The sequence below is a fragment of the Amycolatopsis sp. NPDC051045 genome (assembly GCF_040682955.1).
Classification (GTDB): domain Bacteria; phylum Actinomycetota; class Actinomycetes; order Mycobacteriales; family Pseudonocardiaceae; genus Amycolatopsis.
Genome location: NZ_JBFBCC010000037.1, coordinates 17699 through 35997, shown reverse-complemented (window position 1 = coordinate 35997; position 18299 = coordinate 17699). Strand labels below are relative to the sequence as shown.

Below are 18299 nucleotides of genomic sequence, written 5' to 3'. Positions count from 1 at the left end.
CCGCTTAGCTGTTGCTGCCTGACTTCACCACCGCATCGCCCGACATCGTTGTCACCCGGCGGAACCGTGCGACAAGGAGAGGAAGGGTCATGTCCAGACCGACGACAAGACGGGTACGCGGGGCCGTGCTCGCCGCAGTACTCGTGGGGGCGGGGCTCGCCGCGCTGCCCGCGACGACCGCCGGCGCCGCGGCGCTCGCCCTCACGCAGTACGTGAATCCCTTCATCGGCACCGACAACAGCAACTCGCCCAACCCGGTGCCCGGCGGCGCCGGCGGCAGCACCTACCCGGGTGCGGTCGTGCCGTTCGGGATGGTGCAGTTCAGCCCGGACACCCCGACCGCGTCGCCGTCCGGCTACCGCTACGGCGACACCAGCATCGAAGAATTCAGCCTCACCCACTTCAACGGCGCCGGCTGCGCCAACAACGAAGACCTCGGCCTGCTGCCGATCACCGGCGCGCTCGGCACGTCGCCGGGCACCGGCTGGACCGGGTACGCGGGCCGCTACACCAAGGCGAACGAATCGGCCGCGCCCGGCTACTACAAAAACAAGCTCGACACCTACAACACGACCGTCGAGCTGTCCGCCACGAAGCGGTCCGGCTCCATGAAGCTGACCTACCCCGCGACGACGAGCGCGCGGCTGCTGGTCAACACCAGCCGCAGCGCGACCGGCAGCCGCAGCGGGTCCGTCAGCATCAGCGGCAGCCAGATCACCGGCTCGGTGACCGGCGGCGGCTTCTGCGGCTCCTCGAAGACCTACCCGGTCTTCTACGTGATCCAGTTCGACCGCGCGCCCAGCGGGTTCGGTACCTGGCTCGGCGGGACGGTTTCGGCCGGGTCCGCGAGCACCAGCGGCACGAACTCCGGCGGCTACGTCACCTTCGACACCTCCACCAACAACACGGTGCAGGCGAAGGTCGGCATCTCGTTCGTCAGCCTGGCCAACGCGCAGGCGAACCTCGCCGCCGAGAACCCCGGCTTCGACTTCGCCGGGATCCGCGGCGCGGCCGACACGAGCTGGAACAACGTCCTGAACCGCGTCCAGGTGAGCGGCGGCGCGGCCGCGGACCTGCAGAAGTTCTACACGGCGCTGTACCACGTGTTCCAGAACCCGAACATCGCCAGCGACACCAACGGTCAGTACCGCGGGTTCGACCAGGCGATCCACACCGCCGCGCACACCGTCTACCAGAACTACTCCGGCTGGGACATCTACCGGTCGTGGGCCGCGCTGATCGGGCTGGTCGCGCCCGACGAGGCGAGTGACATCGCGAAGTCGATGGTGCTGGACGGCCAGCAGGGCGGGCTGCTGCCCAAGTGGTCGCACAACAGCAACGAGCACTTCGTGATGACCGGGGACCCCGGGCCGATCATCGTGGGCAGCATGTACGCCTTCGGGGTCCGCGGCTTCGACACCGCGGCGGCGCTGACCCTGATGGACAAGAGCGCGAGCGGCGGCGCCACGCAGGGGCAGGCGATCCGCGGCCGGGAAAGCGGCTACCTCAGCCGGCACTACGTCTACGAGGACCCGTCGGACTCGCTCGAGTACTCGGCGTCGGACTTCGCGGTGGCTCAGTTCGCGAAGGCCGTCGGGGACACCGCGAAGTACAACACCTACATGCAGCGCGCCCAGTGGTGGCAGAACGTCTTCGGGCCCGATTCCGGCTACATCCAGCCGCGCGGCAGCAACGGCACGTGGGCGTGGCCGGTCGTGCCGTCGAGCAACAGCGGCTACACCGAGGGCAACCCGTCGCAGTACACGTGGATGGTGCCCTACAACTACCAGGGCCTGATCAACCTGATGGGCGGCCGCCAGACCGCCGTCCAGCGGCTGGACCACCACTTCACGCAGCTCAACGGTGGCCTCACCCAGCCGTACTTCTACATCGGCAACGAGCCCGAGCACGGGGTGCCGTGGGCGTACAACTACGCGGCCCACCCGCAGGGCACCAGCTCGGCCGTGCGGCGCGTGATGAACGAGTCGTTCACCACCGGCCCGGGTGGCCTGCCCGGCAACGACGACCTGGGCGCCACCTCGGCGTGGTACGTCTTCGCCGCCCTGGGGATGTACCCGGCGACACCCGGCGCGGACGTCCTCGCCCTGCACGGCCCGCTGTTCCCCTCGGCTTCGATCCTCCGGCCGAGCGGGACGATCCGGATCACCGGCACCGGCGCGGGCCAGGGCGCCCAGTACGTGCAGAACCTCAGCGTCAACGGCGTTTCGACGACCAAGTCGTGGATCCGCTACGGCGACATCGCGGGCGCGTCGACGCTGAGCTACTCGATGGGCTCGTCGCCGGGTACGTGGGGCACGAGCACGGCGGACGTCCCGCCGTCGTACAACGACGGGTTCACGCCGCCGCCCGCCGCGCCGGAGCTCGGCACGAACGTGGCGCAAGGCAAGGCGGCCACGGGCTCGGCGCCGTGCAACTCGGCCGAGGGCGCGGCCAACGCCGTCGACGGGAGCCTCGCGAACAACAGCAAGTTCTGCACCACCGCGGCGACGAAGTTCCTGCAGGTCGACCTCGGGTCCGCGCAGAACGTGTCGTCGTTCGTCGTCGAGCACGCCGGCCTCGGCGGGGAGACGACGGGCTGGAACACCGCGGCTTTCACGATCCAGACGTCCACGGACGGCAGCACGTGGACGACGGTCGCGTCCGTGACCGGTTCCCGGGCGAGCCGCACGTATCACCCGATCGGGACCCGCTCGGCGCGGTACGTGAAGCTGAACCTCACCAGCCCGGCCAACGACGGCAACGGCGCGGCGCGGATCTACGAGTTCGAGGTCTACCGCTGAGCCGGGAGCTCGTGAGCGCCGGGCGCGGCGCTCACGAGCCCTTGACCCACTCTTCGCGGGTGATCGCGTACTCCACGTCACCTTGCTCGCTGCCCGGCGCCCGCTCGTGCTCGGGGAACTCCTCGAAGTACGTGCGGACCAGCTTCATCCCCAGTTTTTCCATCACGCGGCGCGAGGCCTGGTTCACCACCATGGTCGACGCGGTCACGCGCCGGACCCCCAGTTCGGTGAAGCCCTTCGCGAGCAGGGCCGCGGAGCCTTCGGTGCCGTAGCCCTTGCCCCACGCCTTCCGGTGCAGCCGGTAGCCGAGTTCCGGCTCGTCCGCCGGATCATCCGGCCGCGGCCGGAAATGGAACCACCCCAGGAAGCCGCCGGTGCTCTTTTCGATCGCCGCCCAGAACCCGTAGCCGGGGAAACGCTCGTAGTAACCGAGGAACGCGGGGAGATCCAGCGTGACGATCTCGGCGCGGTCCGCCGGCTGTCCCCCATTGAGGTACTTCATCACGGCCGGGTCGTCGTAGAGCTCGAAGAGCGCGTCGGCGTCGTTCTCGGTGAACCGGCGGAGGATCAACCGCTCGGTTTCGAGGAATACGTGCATCAGGTGATGCTGGCAGTGACCCCAGTGTGAAGCAACGTCTTTACGCGGCGATGGCGAGGACCTCGCCCAGTGCCCGCGAGCCGGCCTCGGTGAGCAGGGCGGGCACGCGCTCGCCGCACTTGCCGATCCGGGCCGGTGCGATCAGGCCGAGCCGCGCGAGCCGGTGCACGGTGGACTGGTCGCAGCAGCTCAGGCCGTCGATGAACAGGTCGGGCTCGCAGCTGCAGCGGATCTCGGCGTGGCCCCCGGCCACGGCTCTCAACGTGGCCCGCTCACGATGGTTCAGTTCGGTGATCATGGCGGCGCCTCCTTCCCGTCGTGCTCATTAGACGCCTCGCCACCGACAGTTTCCGCCTCCGAGCGTGCGAACCCGGGTATTTCAGGGGTGCACGTAGGGGTGGCGTGTCGTGCGGTTCCGGGGTGAACCCCGAGTACCCCTACGGAAGCGGTTCAATCGTCGTCTTCCGCAGGTGCCGGAAAACGATCGACGTCCGGAAGCCGACGATCTCCCGGCGCAACGCCAGCCGGTCGGTCAGGAATGCGTGCAACGCGTCGATGTCCGGTGTGGTCACTTCGATCAGGAAATCGTCACTCCCCGCGGTCACGTAAACCGAGAGCACCTCCGGCAGTTCGGCGATCGACCGCTGGAAGGAATCGATCACCGCCCGGCTGAGCGGCCGCACCTGCGCCGTGACGAGCGCCCGGACGCCGCGGTTGAGGCTCGGCAGGTCGATGTCGGCGTGGTACCCGCGGATGACGCCGCGTTCGCGCAGCAGCCGGATGCGTTCCAGGCACGTCGACGGCGCGATGCCGACCTTGCGCGCGATGTCCCGGTTGGTCTGCCGGGCGTCCTCCTGCAACTGCCGCACGATCGCCGAATCAAGTTCGTCGAGCACCGTGACCATCCCCTCCGGGACGAATTTCGTTCGGCGAACCGCCGACGCTGCCGACGATGACTCTAACTTCAGTCGTCATGACCGCACATGAGCACCTCGTCGCCCGTCGTGGCCGTCGATCCGGCGTCACCACGATGATCGCGATCCATTCCACCGTCCTCGGCCCGGCCGTCGGCGGCTGCCGCTTCAAGCCCTACGCCACCCTCACCGAAGCCGTCGACGACGTCCTGCGGCTGTCCGAAGCCATGACGGCCAAGTGCGCGGTCGCGGGGCTCGCTTTCGGCGGCGGCAAGAGCGTCATCGCGCTCGAGCCGGGCCGCGTGCTCTCGCCGGCGGAACGCCGGGACGTCCTCCTGGACCACGCGGACCTGATCGCCGAGTTCGGCGGCCGCTACCAGGCGGGCCCGGACGTCGGCACCGGCCCGGCCGACATGCTGGTGCTCCGCGAGGCCTCGCCCTACGCGTTCTGCACGCCCGAGTCGGCGGGCGGCACCGGTTCCTCCAGCGGCCCGACCGCCGTCGGCGTGCTGGCCGCGCTTAGGGCGGCGGTCGGCTCGGCGGACATGACGGGGCGCCGGGTGGTGATCAGCGGCTACGGCTCGGTGGGCGCCCACCTCGCGGCGAGCCTGCACGCGGCCGGTGCCGACGTCGTCGTGTCCGACATCGACCCGGCGAAGCGCGCCGCAGCCGAGCGGCTCGGCCTGAGCTGGGCCGAGCCGGAGAAAGTGCTCACGTCGACGGCCGACGTGGTGATCCCGGCGGCGGTGGGCGGGGTGCTCGATCCCGAGACGGTGGCCCGGCTCGACACCCCGCTCGTCGTCGGCCCGGCCAACAACCAGCTCACCGACGACACGGTGGCCGACGACCTCGCCGCCCGCGGTGTCCGGTGGATCCCGGACTACGTGGCGAGCGCGGGCGGGATCATCTACACCCTTTCGCGTGAAGCGGAGGGCCTGGACCACGAGGCCGCGCTCGCCCGCGTGGAGACGATCGAGCAGACCGTCGCGGACTTGCTGAAGACCGCGGAGGCCAACGCGACCACGCCGCTGCGGGAGGCGGCCGCGCTGGCCGAACGCCGGCTCACCTCTGGTGCGGAGCCACGTACTCCTTAGCCTCGGGCGCTTCGAACAGCGGCTTGACGTACTTGACGCCGCCCTCGGCGGAGGCGTCCGGGGTGGCCGCGTACACCTGGCGCGTCGCCGGCGTCCCCGGCTTGGAGAAGTCGAGCGCCGCGACCAGGTTGTCCGTGTTCGCCGACGTCGTCTGCTTCAGCGCCGCGGCGATGCCGTCGCGGGTGAGGTCCTTGTTGTCGCAGGCCTTCTTCAGCACCGCGCCCCACACTTCGCCGACGGCGTAGCCGTACGGGACACCGCCGTTGGGCGTTTCCTTGTACGCGGCCTTGAACTTCGCGGCGACGTCCTTCGCCTTCGGCAGGTCCGCGGAGAACGGCACGCTGCTGGCGACGATCGTCAGCTTGTCGAGCGCCGCGGCGGCGGGGCTCTTGAGCAGCGCCGGGTCGAACGTCGGGTTGTTGCCGAGCACCGGCACGTTCAGCCCGAGGGCCTTGTTCGCCGCCACCGCGGACCCGGTCTGGGCGGGGGTGGTGGTCAGCGCGATCGCCTTGACGCCGGCGCCCTTGAGCCCGGTGACGACGTTGGTGAGGTCGCTGTCGGTCGAGGTGATCTTCACTTCCTTGACCGACAGGCTGTGCTTCTTCGCGTAGAACTGCGAGCCGCGCAGGCCGTTCTTGCCGTACTCGCCGTCGATGTAGACGTGCCCGATGGTGTCGCCGTCCTTGAGCAGCCCCTGCTCCTGCAGGTACGCCAGGCCGTCGATCATCTCCAGGTCGTAGGTCGTCCCGACGATCATCACGTACGGGTTGTCGAGCAGCTCCGAGGACCACGACGCGGGCGCGGCGACGGTCTTGTCCGAAGCCAGGTTCTGCTTCAGCGCGGCGACCACCGGCGAGCCGAGCAACTGCACGAACCCGAGCACTTTGGGCTCGATCTGCGGGTACAGCGTCTTCGCCGTGTCGGCCTTGTAGCCGTGGTCGACCTCGTCGAGCTTCACCTGCCGCCCGCAGACCCCGCCGGCGGCGTTGAAGTCCTTGGCCCACAGCTCGTTGCCCTGCGTGACGCCGAGGCCGAGGTTCTTGAACACGCCGGACTTGTCGGTCATCACGCCCAGCGTCACCTCGGTCGCCGTCACCCCCTTGCCGGTCTTGACGCCGGAGCTGTCCGGCCCCGACGAGCCCGAGTCGTTCGCTTTCGTGCTGCACGACGAGAGCGCGAGGGCGGCCACCAGCGCCGCCGCCAGGTGTGTGCGTTTCATGGTTCCTCCGGGAGTTGACGGCGAAAGCGCCGCTGGGTGATCCGGCGGCCGATCGCGGCGAGCCCGCCCGGCTCGAACAGCACGACGAGGATGATCGCGGCGCCGTAGACGAACGAGCTGACCAGGACCGGGGTCAGCGCGCCGTCGCCGGTGCCGGAGAACCAGCCGAGGTCGGCGGAGTAGAGGGCGAGCACTTGCGGCAGGCCGTTGACGATCAGCGCGCCGACCAGCGCGCCGGGGACCGAGCCGAGCCCGCCGATGATGACCATCGCCAGGTAGGCGATCGACACGTTGATGCCGTAGGTGCCGAACTCGCTCTCGTCCGGTTTGAGGATGTCGAACCACAGCACGGTCATCGCGCCGGCGAGGCCGCCGTAGGCCGAGGAGACGGCGAACGCGCCCGCCTTGGCGCGCAGCACGCTGACCCCCATCACCGCGGCCGCGGCCTCGTTGTCGCGCACCGCGCGCCACGAGCGTCCGACCCGGCCACCGGCGGCGCCGCGCGCGATCACGAACGCCAGCACGGTGAGCAGCAGGAACAGGTACCACGTGCGTTCCGCCTGCCGGATCGGCACGCCGAGCAGTTCGAGCCGGGGACCGTCGTTGGTGAAGGGGAAGCCGAACAGGGAGAACGGTGCCGGCGTGCGCCCGGTGGACGTGCCGCCGGTGAGCTCTTCGGCCGACTGCCCGAAGTAGAGGCCGAGGAACACCAGCGCCAGCGAGGCGACGCCCAGGTAGATCCCGCGCAGCCGCCCGGCGACCGGGGCGAAGGCCAGCCCGAGCAGGGCCGTGACGACCACCGCGCCCAGCAGCGAGAGGCCGGGGTCGAGGCCGAAGCCGACCACGCGCTCGTCGCCGGCCGGCCCGGACAGGACGGTGTAGGCGGTGCCCCCGGCGAGCAGGAAGAACGCGTGCGCCAGGGAAAGCTGCCCGGCCTGCCCGACGACCAGGGTCAGCCCGATCGCGCCGACCGCGCCGATCATCAGGTACTGCCCGGCCTTCAACCAGGCCGCGTCGAGGTAGAGCGGCAGGGCGAGCAGGACGACCAGCAGCGCGAGCCACGCCGCGGCGCGGACCAGCCGCGCCGGGTCGCGGTTCGGCCGTGACGCCGGCGCGTCGGCGGCGGGCGGGCTGTCCACTTCGGACACGGTTTGCTCAGACACGCGTTCGCTCCCTCGTGCCGAACAGCCCGGACGGCCGCACCACCAGGACCACCAGCATCACCAGGAACACCGCGCTCTTGGAGAAGTCGAACGAGACGTACTGCGCCGACAGCGCTTCCACCAGGCCGACGACCAGGCCGCCGACCACCGCGCCCGCCGTCGAGTCGAGGCCGCCGAGGATCGCCGCGGGGAACGCGGCCAGCGCGATCGAGTGCGTCCCGCGCGAAAGCCCGGCGCCGGAGAAGTCCTGCGTCGCGATGAAGAGCACGGCCACCCCGGCCAGGAGCCCGGCGACCAGCCACGCGGTCGCGGTGACGCGGGAGCTGCGGATGCCCATCAGCGCGGCGGCTTCGCGGTTCTCCGCCTGCGCCCGCATCGCCACGCCCCAGTTCGAGTACTTGAAGGCCAGCCAGAACGCCGTGATCAGCACCGCGGCCACGCCGAGGGCGACCAGCTGGGTGCGGAACAGGGTGATCCCGCCGAGCTGGAACGGCTTCGCGTCCCACGCGTCGCCGAGGAAGGGCAGCGTGACGCCGAGGCGGCGCACGATCTCCTCGGTGACGATCACGTCGACGCCGATGGTGAGCAGGGCAAGGCTGTTCGCGTCGGCGTGCCGGGAGCGCGACAGCAGCAGCCGCTCGACGAGCAGGCCCAGCAACCCGGCCGAGACGACGCCGACGAGCGACGCGCCCACCCAGCCCAGCGCGTCCCGCGTCACCACGACGAGGTAGCCGCCGAAGAGCACGAGCGAGCCGTGCGCGAAGTCGACCACCTCGGTGGCCTTGAAGATGATCACGAACCCCAGCGCCAGCAACGCGAACACCGCGCCCTTGCCGAGGCCGTTCACCACGAGCTGCAGGAAGGTGTTCACGCCGCCTCCGTCCCCAGGTAGGCCTGGATGACGTCCGGGTCGGACTGGACCTGCGCCGGGGTGCCGTCGGCGATGCGCCTGCCGAAGTCGAGCACCGTGACGCGGTCGGCGATGCCCATCACCAGACCCATGTCGTGCTCGACGAGCACGATCGAGATACCCAGTTCCGCCCGGATCTCGCTGATGGTGCCGGCCAGCTCGGCGGTCTCGGTCGCGTTCATCCCGGCCGCGGGCTCGTCGAGCAGGAGCAGCACCGGCTCGACGGCGAGCGCGCGGGCGAGGTCGACGCGCTTGACCGCGCCGTAGGGCAGCACGCCGACCGGCGCGTCGACGACCGGGCCGAGCCCGAGGAACGCGCAGATCTCCCGCGCGCGCCCGGCGTGCCGCCGTTCGGCGCGGACCGTCCACGGCAGCCGCAGCCCGGTTTCCAGGAATCCGCCGCGGGTCAGCGCGTGCCGGCCGAGCATGACGTTGTCCAGCACGGTCGAGCCGGGGGAGAGGGCGGCGTTCTGGAACGACCGCCCGACGCCGAGGCGGGCGAGCTTGTGCGGCGCGAGCCCGGTGAGGTCGGTGTCCCCGAGCCGGACGCGGCCGGCGTTCGCCCGGTAGAGGCCGCTGATGACGTTGAAGCAGCTGGACTTCCCGGCGCCGTTCGGCCCGATCAGCGCGTGCAGCGAGCCGGGGGCGACGGTGAAACTCACGTCGTCGAGGGCGCGGATTCCGCCGAACCGCAGGGAGACGTTCTCGACGCGCAGCTCCGGCGCCGTCATCCGGCCCACCTCGACAGGGTCCGGCCCGCCGGCCGGGCGCGGGCGGTTTCCGCCTCGGCGCCGGTGGTCTCCGGCGACTCGGCGTGCCCGCCGAGGTAGAGCCGCCGGACGTCCTGGCTGGCGGAGAGCTCGGCCGCCGTTCCGGCCAGTGCGACCCGGCCGACCTCGAGCACGACGGCGTGGTCGGCGACGCCGAGCGCCATCACCGCGTTCTGCTCGACCAGCACCACGGCGGTGCCGCGGGCGTGGATCTCCCGGATGGTCCGCGCGATCTGCCCGACGACCTTCGGGGCCAGGCCCAGCGAAGGTTCGTCCAGCAGCAGCAGCCGCGGCGCGGACATCAGCGCCCGGCCGATCGCCAGCATCTGCTGCTCCCCGCCGGACAACAGCCCGGCGCGCTGCCTGGCCCGTTCCGCCAGCACGGGGAAGAGCTCGTCGACCCGCTTCCGGGCGGTGTCCCTTTCGGCCGCGGTGCGCGCCCCGATGCCACCGGCCCGCAGGTTCTCCTCGACGGTCATCCGGGCGAACACCTGGCGGCCTTCGGGGACGCAGACGACGCCGAGCCGGACGATCCGGGCGGGGTCGAGCCGGCCGAGCGCGTGGCCGTCGTAGCGGATTTCACCGTCGTCGATCGAGCCGCGGTGCATCCGGAGCGTGCCCGAGACGGCTCTGAGCAAAGTGGACTTCCCGGCACCGTTGCTGCCGAGCACGGCCAGCACCCCGTCGGCGGAGACGTCGAGGTCGATCCCGTGCAGGGCGGCCGTCGACCGGCCGTACCGCACCCGCAGGCCACGCACGGTCAGCACGGACTCACTCCAGGACGCAAGAGGCCTCCTCCGTTCGTGTGACGCGAGTCACGATCGGTGGCGGTCATCCTGCGTTCGGCGGGAGTGATCCGATACCCCCACCTGGAGAGGTAGGCGGCTACAAAACGGACACGGCGGCCTCCCGGAGTGCCGCGAACACCTCGGGGGAGGTGGTGTATTCGCCGAGGCGGACCGGCTTGCGGTCACCGTGGAAGTCGCTCGAGCCGGTCGCGAGCAGCCCCAGGTCCGCCGCGATCGCTCGCAGCCGGCCTCGGACCTCCGGGGGCTGCTCCGGGTGGTCGGCCTCGATGCCGGTCAGCCCGGCGTCGGCGAGCCGCGCCAGCTGCGTGTCGGAAACCGAAGCCCGGCGCTTCACCGAGCGCGGGTGGGCCAGCACCGCGACACCGCCGGCCGCGCGGACCAGCGCGATCGCCGCCACCGCGGACAACACGTGCTTCGGCACGTCGGCGCGGCCGCCGTCGGCGATCCAGTCGGCGGTGAAGGCGTCGGTGACGCCCACGGTGGCCAGCGCCGCGGCGATGTGCGGACGTCCCAGCGGTGCGCCCCCGGCGATCGCCCGCACCTGCTCCAGGGTGATCGGTGCGCCCAGCTCCCGGCAGCGCTCGACCATCCGCACCCCGCGGCGGTCCCGGTCGGTGCGGATCAGCTCGAGTTCGGCCGCCAGCGGCGCGTGCCCGGGATCGACGAAGAGGCCGAGCAGGTGGACCTCCGCGTCGTCGAGGCGGCAGGAGATTTCCACGCCGGGGACGAGCTCGATGCCGGGGGCAGCGGTCGCCGCCGCTTCCAGGCCGGCGAAGGTGTCGTGGTCGGTGAGGGCGAGGACGGTCAGCCCGGCCTCGGCGGCCAGCCGCGGGAGCTCGGCCGGCGGCGTCGTCCCGTCCGAGGCCGTGCTGTGCGTGTGCAGGTCGATCGTCACCCGGCCGAGGATCTCACAGCAGCCCGGCTTCGCTGGCCTTGCCGATCGCCTCGACGCGGTTGCGCGCGCCCAGCTTGTGCAGCGCCGACTGCAGGTACGTCTTCACCGTGTTGCGCGCCAGTCCCGTCGACTCCGCGATCTCCGGATTCGTCTGGCCCTGGGCGGCCAGCCGCAGGACTTCGTACTCGCGGCGGGTCAGGCCGCTGCGGGCCAGTGCGTCCGAGCGCTGCCCGGCGTCGGGCAGGATCCGCGGGTCGACGACGCGCTCGCCGCGCAGGACCCGGCGCAGCTCGGTCACCAGCTGCGCGCCGGCGGCGTCCTTGAGCAGGCAGCCGTGCGCGCCCGACTCCAGCGCGGCCAGCACGCCCTGGTGGTCGCCGTGGGCGGTGAACACCACGATCTTGCCGTCGGGGTGCACCCGGCGCAGCTCGGTGACGACCTCCGGCGCGAGCATGTCCGGCAGCCGCAGGTCGAGCAGGATCAGGTCCGGGGCCAGCGACGCCACCCGCTCGATCGCCAGCCGGCCGGACTCCGCGGAGCCGATCACGTTCAGGCACGGGTCCGAGCGCAGCAGCAGGGCCACGCCGTCGCGGACCACCGGGTGGTCGTCGACGACGAAGACGGTCGCGTGGGTCACGGCCGCACCAGCGGCACCCACGCGCGCAGGGTGCAGCCGTCGTCGTCGTCGCGGACCAGGCTGACCCGGCCGCCGAGCCGCTCGGCGCGTCCGGTCAGCGTCCGCAGGCCCATGCCCGTGCCGGGGACCGGGTCGGTGCCGGTGCCGTCGTCCGCGACGACCACCTGGACCCCGTCGTCGCTGGGCAGCAGGCTGACGATCACCGACGACGCCCGGGCGTGCTTCTCGACGTTGAGCAGGCCCTCACGCACGGCGGACACCAGCAGCGCGGTGCGTTCGGCGTCCAGCGGCGGCACCGCGGCGAGCTGCACGAACCGCGCCGGGACGCCGCAGCGCGCCTGGAACGAGCGGCAGTGCTCGGCCAGCTCGACCGGCAGGGCCCGCTCCGGGCTGCACTCCGACAGCGCCAGCAGGGACTCCCGCAACGCGCCCGCCGCCGCCGAGACGTCGCCTTCCAGCCGGCGCAGCCGCGCCTCCAGGCCCGGGAGCCCGCACAAGTCCTCGTGCAGGTCACGCACCTGGACGCCGATGGAGAACAGCAGCGCGCCGACGGAGTCGTGCAGCGCGCTCTGCATCCGCAGGCGTTCGCCGGCCACCGCGGCCGTGCGGTCGGTCTCGGCCACCTTCGCCAGGTGCAACGCCGTCCCGGCCTCGCGCGCGACCTCCTCCATCCGCCGGACGGCGTCGTCGCCGAAGTCGGCGGGCTCGCGCATGGCCGCGTAGGCGACGGCGACGGTCTCGCCGCGCGCGACGATCGGGACGGCGAGCATCGCGGCCAGGCCTTCGCCGCGCACCTGGGCGTCGAAGTGGTGGGTGATCGCCGGCGAGCTGACGTAGTCGGTGACCCGCACCGGGCGGCCCAGCGCCAGCACCCGCCCGCCGATGCCCTGGCCGACCGGCACCTCGAGGTCCTGCAGCGAGTCCGTCCGGGTGCCGGACGTCCAGCGGATCACGGCCAGCTCGGGCCGGTCGAGCTCGGCGACGAACCCGGCCTTCGCCCCGACCGTCTCCCGGATCAGGCGCGCGGTCCCGTGCAGCGCGGCGACCCGGTCGAGCGTGCCGAGCAGCTTCTCGCGCTCGCGCAGCAGCTCGCCCAGCACCGCGCTGTACTCGGCGACGTGCTCCTTTGCCGTCACGCGATCACGATGGCACACGGAATGTGCTTTCGGACATACCCGGCTGGAGAGGTCCGGCGGCCCTCCGTCGACTTGAATGGGGGCGTGGAGATCCTCACCGACGCCGCCACGCTCGCGCTGTACACGACCGACGCGTCCAACTACCGGCACGTGCCGCGCGGCGTGGTGCTGCCGGAGACCGTCGACGACGTCGTCGCGGCGGTCGCCGAGGCCCGCGCGCGCGACCTGCCGGTGATCGCCCGCGGCGGCGGGACGAGCGTCGCCGGGAACGCGTGCGGGCCGGGGCTGGTGATCGACACGTCGAGGCACCTCGGCGGGGTGCTGTCGCTGGACCCCGAGGCGCGGCTCGCGCGGGTGCTGCCCGGTACGGTGCTCGACGACCTGCAGGCGGCCGCGGCCCCGCACGGCCTGCGGTTCGGCCCGGATCCGTCGACGCACAGCCGGTGCACGCTCGGCGGGATGATCGGCAACAACGCGTGCGGCTCGCACTCGGTGGCGTGGGGGCGCACGGTCGACGTCGTCCGCTCGCTGGAGGTCCTGCTCTACGACGGCACGCGGCTGCGGGTGGGCCCGGACGAGCCCACCGAGGGCCGGATCTTCGACGAGCTGCGCGCGCTGGTCCGCGACAACCTGGCGTTGCTGCGCAAGGAACTTTCGACGTGGCCGCGCCGGGTTTCCGGGTACGGGCTCGAACACCTGCTGCCGGAGAACGGGTTCGACGTCGCCAAGGCGCTCGTCGGCTCGGAGGGCACCTGCGTCACGGTGCTCGAAGCCACGGTCGCACTGGCCGAACTGCCTCGGCAGCGCGTACTCGCGGTGCTGGGCTTTTCCTCCGACATCGCGGCGGCCGACGCGGTGCCGTCGATCCTGCCGTGGTCCCCGCTGACCGTCGAAGGCGTGGACGCCGAACTGGTCGCGATGCTCCCCGGGCGGGCGGGCGACCTGCCGCCGGGCGGGGCGTGGCTGTTCGTCGAACTGGCCGGCGACGACCCGGCCGGGCGGGCCCGCGCGCTGGCCGCGTCCCTCGACCTCACCGGGTTCACGATCCTCGACGACCCGGCCGCGCAACGCCGGCTGTGGCGCATCCGCGAGGAAGGCGCCGGGCTCGCGACGCGGCTCGCCGACGGTTCGGAGGCGTGGCCCGGCTGGGAGGACGCCGCCGTCCCGCCCGAGCGGCTGGGCGCGTACCTGCGCGAGTTCAAGGAACTCATGCGGTCGCACGGGCGGCGCAGCGTGGTCTACGGCCACTACGGCGAAGGCTGCCTGCACCTGCGCCTGGACTTCGACCTGCTTTCGGCGCCGGGGATCGCCGGGTTCCGGCGGTTCCTGGAGGAGGCCGCGGACCTCGTCGCGGCGCACGGCGGCTCGCTGTCGGGCGAGCACGGCGACGGCCAGGCGCGGTCCGAGCTGCTGTCCCGCATGTACAGCCCGGAGATGATGGCCCTCTTCGCGCGGTTCAAGGCGATCTTCGACCCGGCCGGGCGGATGAACCCCGGCATCCTGGTGGCGCCGCGTCCCGTCGACGCCGATTTGCGGGTGCGGCAGGCACCCTCCTCCGTCGAGGACGCCGTCTTCCTCGGCTACCCGGAGGACCGGGGGAGCTTCGGGCAGGCGATGCGGCGCTGCGTCGGGGTGGGGAAGTGCCGCAACACCGGCGGTGGCGGCGTGATGTGCCCGAGCTACCGCGCCACCCGCGAGGAGAAGCACTCGACGCGCGGGCGCGCGCACCTGCTCGCGGAGATGATCAACGGCGAGGTCATCACCGACGGCTGGCGCTCGGCCGAAGTCCGCGACGCCCTCGACCTGTGCCTGTCCTGCAAGGGCTGCCTGTCGGACTGCCCGGTCGATGTCGACATGGCGACGTACAAGGCCGAGTTCCTGCACCAGCACTACCGGCGGCGGCTGCGCCCGGCGTCGCACTACTCGATGGGCTGGCTGCCGCTGTGGCTGCGGCTCAGCGCGCGGCTGCCGCGGCTGGCCAACGCCGTCGGGCGGTCCTCCTTGGCCCGCTTGGTGAAACGGCTCGGCGGGATCGCGCCGGAACGCGAGCTGCCGTCGTTCGCGTCCGCGCCGTTCACCCGCGCGCGGGCGGACCTGCGCCGCCGGGCGACGGGGGAGCGTCGCGTGGTGCTGTGGCCGGACTCGTTCAACAACTTCCTGACGCCTTCTGTGCTCGACGCCGCCCACGAGGTGCTGACCGCGGCCGGGTACGACGTCGTGCTGCCGGACCGCGGAGTCTGTTGTGGACTGACGTGGGTGTCGACCGGCCAGCTCGGCGTCGCGCGCCGGGTGCTGGACCGGACCCTGGACGTGCTGGCGCCGTACCTCGAGGACGGCTACGAGGTCGCGGGCCTGGAACCCAGCTGCACGGCCCTGTTCCGCGGCGACCTGCCCGCGCTCATGCCGGGCGACGCGCGCGCGGAACTGCTGGCTTCGCGGACGTTCACGTTCGCCGAACTCCTCGCGCGGGCGCCGATCCCGTTCGCGGCGCTCGACGTCGACGCGATCACGCAGGTGCACTGCCACCAGCACGCGGTGCTGGGCTTCGGCGCCGACGAGGCCGCGCTGGCCGCCGCGGGCGTCCGGAACACGACCCTGGACTCGGGCTGCTGCGGCCTGGCCGGCAACTTCGGGTTCGAGCGCGGCCACTACGAGGTCTCGAAGGCGGTGGCGGAGGACCGGATGCTGCCCGCGATCCGCGCGGCCTCCCCGGAGACGGTGGTCGTGTCGGACGGCTTCAGCTGCCGGACGCAGATCGCCCAGGAGTCGGGCCGCGAACCGGTGCACTTGGCGGAGCTGCTGCGCCGCGCCCTGCCGTGACTATTCGCTGCGCTCCAGCAGCGTCTTGATCGCGGTCAGCACGAGACGGCAGATGTCGTCGGGGTCGGCGCCGGCCAGCGGTTCCTTCCCGGTGACCTCGCGGACCAACGCGATACCCATGAGCCAGGCGAGCGCGAGGTCGGCACGCAGCTCGGCGTCCGGGGCGTCGGTCAGCGTCGCGAGCACCCCGGCGTACTCCCGGCCGACCTCCTGCCGGATCGCGGCCGCGGCGCCGTCGCTGCCCGACGAGCGCAGGTACGTCTCCAGTGCCCGGTTCCGCCGGCCACCGGGCTCGAGCATGCTGCGCAGGGACGTGCTGAAGAGCCGCTCCGGCGGGGTGGTGGCGAGCTGCTCGCGCCCCGACCGGGCGATGACCTCCTCGAACAGCGCCTCCTTGCTGCCGAAGTAGCGGAACAGCAGCGCCTGGTTCACCCCGGCCAGCTTGGCGATGTCCCGCACGGTCGTCCGGTCGAAGCCGCGTTCGGCGAACAGCTTCGCGGCGGCGTCCAGGAACGCCTGCCGCGTCGCGACCGCGTCCCGTTTGCGCGCCTGCTCCGTCATCGGAGCAGGCTAACCGGCAAACCGGACGCGGGCGCGACGGCCCTACGCGCCGGAAAGGCGGATCGCGGCGGCCGGGCAGGTCAGTTCCGCCTGCCGGACCGCCTCCTCCTCACCGGCGGGCGGCTCGGCCGCGAGGAGCACGACCGTGCCGTCGTCCTCGTTCTGGTCGAACGTCTCCGGCGCGAGCAGAACGCACTGGCCGGACGAGACGCAGCTGCCCGCGTCGACGGTGATCTGCATGGCTCACCACTCCACGGGGACGCGCTCGACGCCGCCGGCGACGCGGTTGGTGCGGACCGGGATCTCGTCGATGCCGACGGCGAGCCGCAGGCCGGGGAAGCGGCGGAACAGCTTCGGGAACACCGTCCGCAGCTCGGTGCGGGCGAGGTTGGCGCCGATGCAGACGTGGGCGCCGGTGCCGAAGGCGAGGTGCACGTTCGGTGTGCGGTCCGGGTCGAACCCGTCGGGGTCGGCGAACACCGACGCGTCCCGGTTCGCCGCGTCGCTGGAGATCAGGACGGCGTCGCCGCGCATGATCCGCGTCCCGGCGATGTCGACGTCCTCGTGCGCGTACCGCAGCAGGCCGGTGCCGCTGGTGGCGGTCAGCCGCAGGATCTCCTCGACGGTCTGGTTCACCTGGCCGTCGGGGTCGGCGGCGAAGCGGTCGCGGCGGGCGGTGTCGGCGAGCAGGAACAGCGTGCCCATCGCGATGCGCGTCGACGTCGTCTCGTGGCCGGCGAACAGCAGCCCGGCACCCATCCGGGCGAGGTCATCGTCGGTGAAGGTCGCGTCTTCGGCCTGGACCTGCACCATGTCGGAGATGACGTCGGGTTGCGGGTCCGCGCGCTTGGCGTCGGCCAGCTTCGTCATGTACGCCATGAACTCCGCCATGGCCGCTTGGGCGTCCTCACCGCCGTCCATCATCGCGATCCGCTCGGAGAGGCCGCGGAAGTGCTCCCGGTCGGCGTAGGGGACGCCGAGCAGTTCGCAGATCACCAGCACCGGCAAGGGGAACGCGAGGAAGTCGGTCAGGTCGACGGGCTCGCCGGGGTTTGCGTCCCGTGCGGCCTGCAGGTCGTCGAGGCAGCGGTCGGTCAGCTCCGCGATGTGGTCGCCGAGGGCGCGCATGCGGGGTGCGGAGAACGCGGGCGCCAGCATCCGGCGCATCCGCTTGTGTTCCCGCTCTTCGGTTTCGAAGTCACCGCTCGGACCGTCCTGCACCGCGGCGTGGGAGATCCGCGACGCCTGCTCCGGCGCCGGGTGCGACCGGCCGAAGCGGTGGTCGCGGAAGACCTCCTTGGCCTCCTCGTAGGACGTCACCAGCCAGGCCGGGTCGCCCGCGGGGGTGAGCACCCGGCTCACCGGCGCGTGCCGGCGGAGGATCGCGTAGTCCGGGGCGATCGCGAGCGCGTCGGCGCGGGCGAAGGGGAGGCGAGGCGTTTCTTCGGTGGTGGTCATGCGTCTTCCCTCGGATCGGTGGTGAGGTCGGCGAGCCAGCGGAGCTCGGCGTCGAACTTCCCGAGCACGTGGCGCAGCGCGGCACGGCTCCACGGATCGGCCTGCCCGGCGGCGAGCCCGGTGAGCCGGGCGTGCTCGGCGGTCAGCGCGCGTTTCCGGACTTCGAGCACCCGGGCGCGTTCTTCCTCGCGCAGCCAGGCGAAGTTCCCGACGCGGGCCAGGAACTCCGGCTCGTTGAGCGCCAGGTCGGCCGGGAAGTCCGCGAGCAGGTCGTGCAGCAGCTCCCGCCCGACGTCGGTGATCGTGTAGACGTGCCGCGGCGGTTTGGCCTCCTGCTCTTCCGCGCTGCGGCTCACCGCGCCCGCGTCGACGAAGCGCCGCAGCGTCGGGTAGAGCGAGTTGTTCGACAGGGTGTGGCCCGTCGAGGCCTCCACCGCCTTGCGCAGTTCGTAGCCGTGCATCGGCTCGGCGGCCAGCTTCGACAGCAGGAGGATTTCGATCCACACCTAGGTCA

18 protein-coding genes are annotated in these 18299 nt (G+C 72.1%); 3 read left to right on the top strand and 15 right to left on the bottom strand.

Annotated features, from left to right (window positions below):
• Positions 1 to 89: 89 nt before the first annotated feature.
• Complete coding sequence (locus AB0M80_RS41745; RefSeq protein ID WP_364576009.1) at positions 90 to 2801, top strand: GH92 family glycosyl hydrolase; 2712 nt, start codon at positions 90 to 92, stop codon at positions 2799 to 2801.
• Positions 2802 to 2832: 31 nt separating this feature from the next.
• On the opposite strand, the gene AB0M80_RS41740 is transcribed toward AB0M80_RS41745, so the two are convergent.
• From AB0M80_RS41740 to AB0M80_RS41730, 3 genes are all read right to left on the bottom strand, one after another.
• Positions 2833 to 3399: a GNAT family N-acetyltransferase gene (locus AB0M80_RS41740; RefSeq protein ID WP_364576007.1), complete on the bottom strand. Its 567-nt coding sequence runs from the start codon at positions 3397 to 3399 to the stop codon at positions 2833 to 2835.
• A 40-nt stretch (positions 3400 to 3439) separates the two neighbouring features.
• On the bottom strand, positions 3440 to 3697 hold the full coding sequence (locus tag AB0M80_RS41735) for a hypothetical protein (RefSeq protein WP_364576005.1): 258 nt from the start codon (positions 3695 to 3697) through the stop codon (positions 3440 to 3442).
• Between the two features lie 139 nt (positions 3698 to 3836).
• Entirely contained in the window at positions 3837 to 4304 is a 468-nt protein-coding gene (locus AB0M80_RS41730; protein WP_364576003.1) for an Lrp/AsnC family transcriptional regulator, read from the bottom strand.
• A gap of 68 nt (positions 4305 to 4372) precedes the next feature.
• Between AB0M80_RS41730 and AB0M80_RS41725 the strand changes: the two genes are divergently transcribed.
• A complete protein-coding gene (locus AB0M80_RS41725) occupies positions 4373 to 5407 on the top strand; it encodes a Glu/Leu/Phe/Val dehydrogenase dimerization domain-containing protein (RefSeq protein WP_364576001.1) in 1035 nt (344 codons plus the stop codon).
• Here the strand turns inward: AB0M80_RS41725 and AB0M80_RS41720 are convergent.
• From AB0M80_RS41720 to AB0M80_RS41685, 8 genes are all read right to left on the bottom strand, one after another.
• Complete coding sequence (locus tag AB0M80_RS41720) at positions 5376 to 6626, bottom strand: ABC transporter substrate-binding protein (protein ID WP_364575999.1); 1251 nt, start codon at positions 6624 to 6626, stop codon at positions 5376 to 5378. The genes AB0M80_RS41725 and AB0M80_RS41720 overlap by 32 nt on opposite strands.
• Positions 6623 to 7774: a branched-chain amino acid ABC transporter permease gene (locus AB0M80_RS41715; RefSeq protein ID WP_364576029.1), complete on the bottom strand. Its 1152-nt coding sequence runs from the start codon at positions 7772 to 7774 to the stop codon at positions 6623 to 6625. Before AB0M80_RS41715 ends, AB0M80_RS41720 begins: the two co-directional genes overlap by 4 nt.
• 7 nt (positions 7775 to 7781) lie before the next feature.
• The gene (locus AB0M80_RS41710) at positions 7782 to 8660 is read right to left on the bottom strand and encodes a branched-chain amino acid ABC transporter permease (protein WP_364575997.1); all 879 of its coding nucleotides are present in this window, start codon (positions 8658 to 8660) and stop codon (positions 7782 to 7784) included.
• Positions 8657 to 9430, bottom strand: coding sequence for an ABC transporter ATP-binding protein (locus AB0M80_RS41705; RefSeq protein ID WP_364575995.1), 774 nt, complete (start codon positions 9428 to 9430; stop codon positions 8657 to 8659). The genes AB0M80_RS41710 and AB0M80_RS41705 overlap by 4 nt, the downstream gene beginning before the upstream one ends.
• Entirely contained in the window at positions 9427 to 10236 is an 810-nt protein-coding gene (locus AB0M80_RS41700; protein ID WP_364575993.1) for an ABC transporter ATP-binding protein, read from the bottom strand. Before AB0M80_RS41700 ends, AB0M80_RS41705 begins: the two co-directional genes overlap by 4 nt.
• Positions 10237 to 10354: 118 nt before the next feature.
• The gene (locus AB0M80_RS41695; protein ID WP_364575991.1) at positions 10355 to 11173 is read right to left on the bottom strand and encodes a PHP domain-containing protein; all 819 of its coding nucleotides are present in this window, start codon (positions 11171 to 11173) and stop codon (positions 10355 to 10357) included.
• Between the two features lie 13 nt (positions 11174 to 11186).
• Positions 11187 to 11810, bottom strand: a complete 624-nt coding sequence (locus AB0M80_RS41690) for a response regulator transcription factor (protein WP_364575989.1) — start codon at positions 11808 to 11810, stop codon at positions 11187 to 11189.
• Positions 11807 to 12946, bottom strand: a complete 1140-nt coding sequence (locus tag AB0M80_RS41685; protein ID WP_364575987.1) for a GAF domain-containing protein — start codon at positions 12944 to 12946, stop codon at positions 11807 to 11809. Before AB0M80_RS41685 ends, AB0M80_RS41690 begins: the two co-directional genes overlap by 4 nt.
• An 84-nt stretch (positions 12947 to 13030) precedes the next feature.
• Here AB0M80_RS41685 and AB0M80_RS41680 point away from each other — a divergent pair, with 84 nt between their 5' ends.
• Entirely contained in the window at positions 13031 to 15766 is a 2736-nt protein-coding gene (locus AB0M80_RS41680; protein WP_364575985.1) for an FAD-binding and (Fe-S)-binding domain-containing protein, read from the top strand.
• Here AB0M80_RS41680 and AB0M80_RS41675 read toward each other — a convergent pair whose 3' ends face one another.
• The 4 genes from AB0M80_RS41675 to AB0M80_RS41660 are packed head-to-tail and all read right to left on the bottom strand — an operon-like array spanning position 15767 to position 18291.
• The gene (locus AB0M80_RS41675) at positions 15767 to 16327 is read right to left on the bottom strand and encodes a TetR family transcriptional regulator (RefSeq protein ID WP_364575983.1); all 561 of its coding nucleotides are present in this window, start codon (positions 16325 to 16327) and stop codon (positions 15767 to 15769) included.
• A gap of 42 nt (positions 16328 to 16369) precedes the next feature.
• On the bottom strand, positions 16370 to 16567 hold the full coding sequence (locus AB0M80_RS41670) for a ferredoxin (protein WP_364575981.1): 198 nt from the start codon (positions 16565 to 16567) through the stop codon (positions 16370 to 16372).
• Between the two features lie 3 nt (positions 16568 to 16570).
• Complete coding sequence (locus tag AB0M80_RS41665) at positions 16571 to 17785, bottom strand: cytochrome P450 (RefSeq protein WP_364575979.1); 1215 nt, start codon at positions 17783 to 17785, stop codon at positions 16571 to 16573.
• On the bottom strand, positions 17782 to 18291 hold the full coding sequence (locus tag AB0M80_RS41660) for a PadR family transcriptional regulator (protein ID WP_364575977.1): 510 nt from the start codon (positions 18289 to 18291) through the stop codon (positions 17782 to 17784). Before AB0M80_RS41660 ends, AB0M80_RS41665 begins: the two co-directional genes overlap by 4 nt.
• Positions 18292 to 18299: the final 8 nt, after the last annotated feature.

Bases quoted from the DNA above. Each gene is read 5' to 3' on its own strand.
- AB0M80_RS41745 (WP_364576009.1), top strand. From the start codon at position 90: ATGTCCAGACCGACGACAAGACGGGTACGCGGGGCCGTGCTCGCCGCA.
- AB0M80_RS41740 (WP_364576007.1), bottom strand. From the start codon at position 3,399: ATGCACGTATTCCTCGAAACCGAGCGGTTGATCCTCCGCCGGTTCACC.
- AB0M80_RS41735 (WP_364576005.1), bottom strand. From the start codon at position 3,697: ATGATCACCGAACTGAACCATCGTGAGCGGGCCACGTTGAGAGCCGTG.
- AB0M80_RS41730 (WP_364576003.1), bottom strand. From the start codon at position 4,304: ATGGTCACGGTGCTCGACGAACTTGATTCGGCGATCGTGCGGCAGTTG.
- AB0M80_RS41725 (WP_364576001.1), top strand. From the start codon at position 4,373: ATGACCGCACATGAGCACCTCGTCGCCCGTCGTGGCCGTCGATCCGGC.
- AB0M80_RS41720 (WP_364575999.1), bottom strand. From the start codon at position 6,626: ATGAAACGCACACACCTGGCGGCGGCGCTGGTGGCCGCCCTCGCGCTC.
- AB0M80_RS41705 (WP_364575995.1), bottom strand. From the start codon at position 9,430: ATGACGGCGCCGGAGCTGCGCGTCGAGAACGTCTCCCTGCGGTTCGGC.
- AB0M80_RS41675 (WP_364575983.1), bottom strand. From the start codon at position 16,327: ATGACGGAGCAGGCGCGCAAACGGGACGCGGTCGCGACGCGGCAGGCG.
- AB0M80_RS41670 (WP_364575981.1), bottom strand. From the start codon at position 16,567: ATGCAGATCACCGTCGACGCGGGCAGCTGCGTCTCGTCCGGCCAGTGC.
- AB0M80_RS41665 (WP_364575979.1), bottom strand. From the start codon at position 17,785: ATGACCACCACCGAAGAAACGCCTCGCCTCCCCTTCGCCCGCGCCGAC.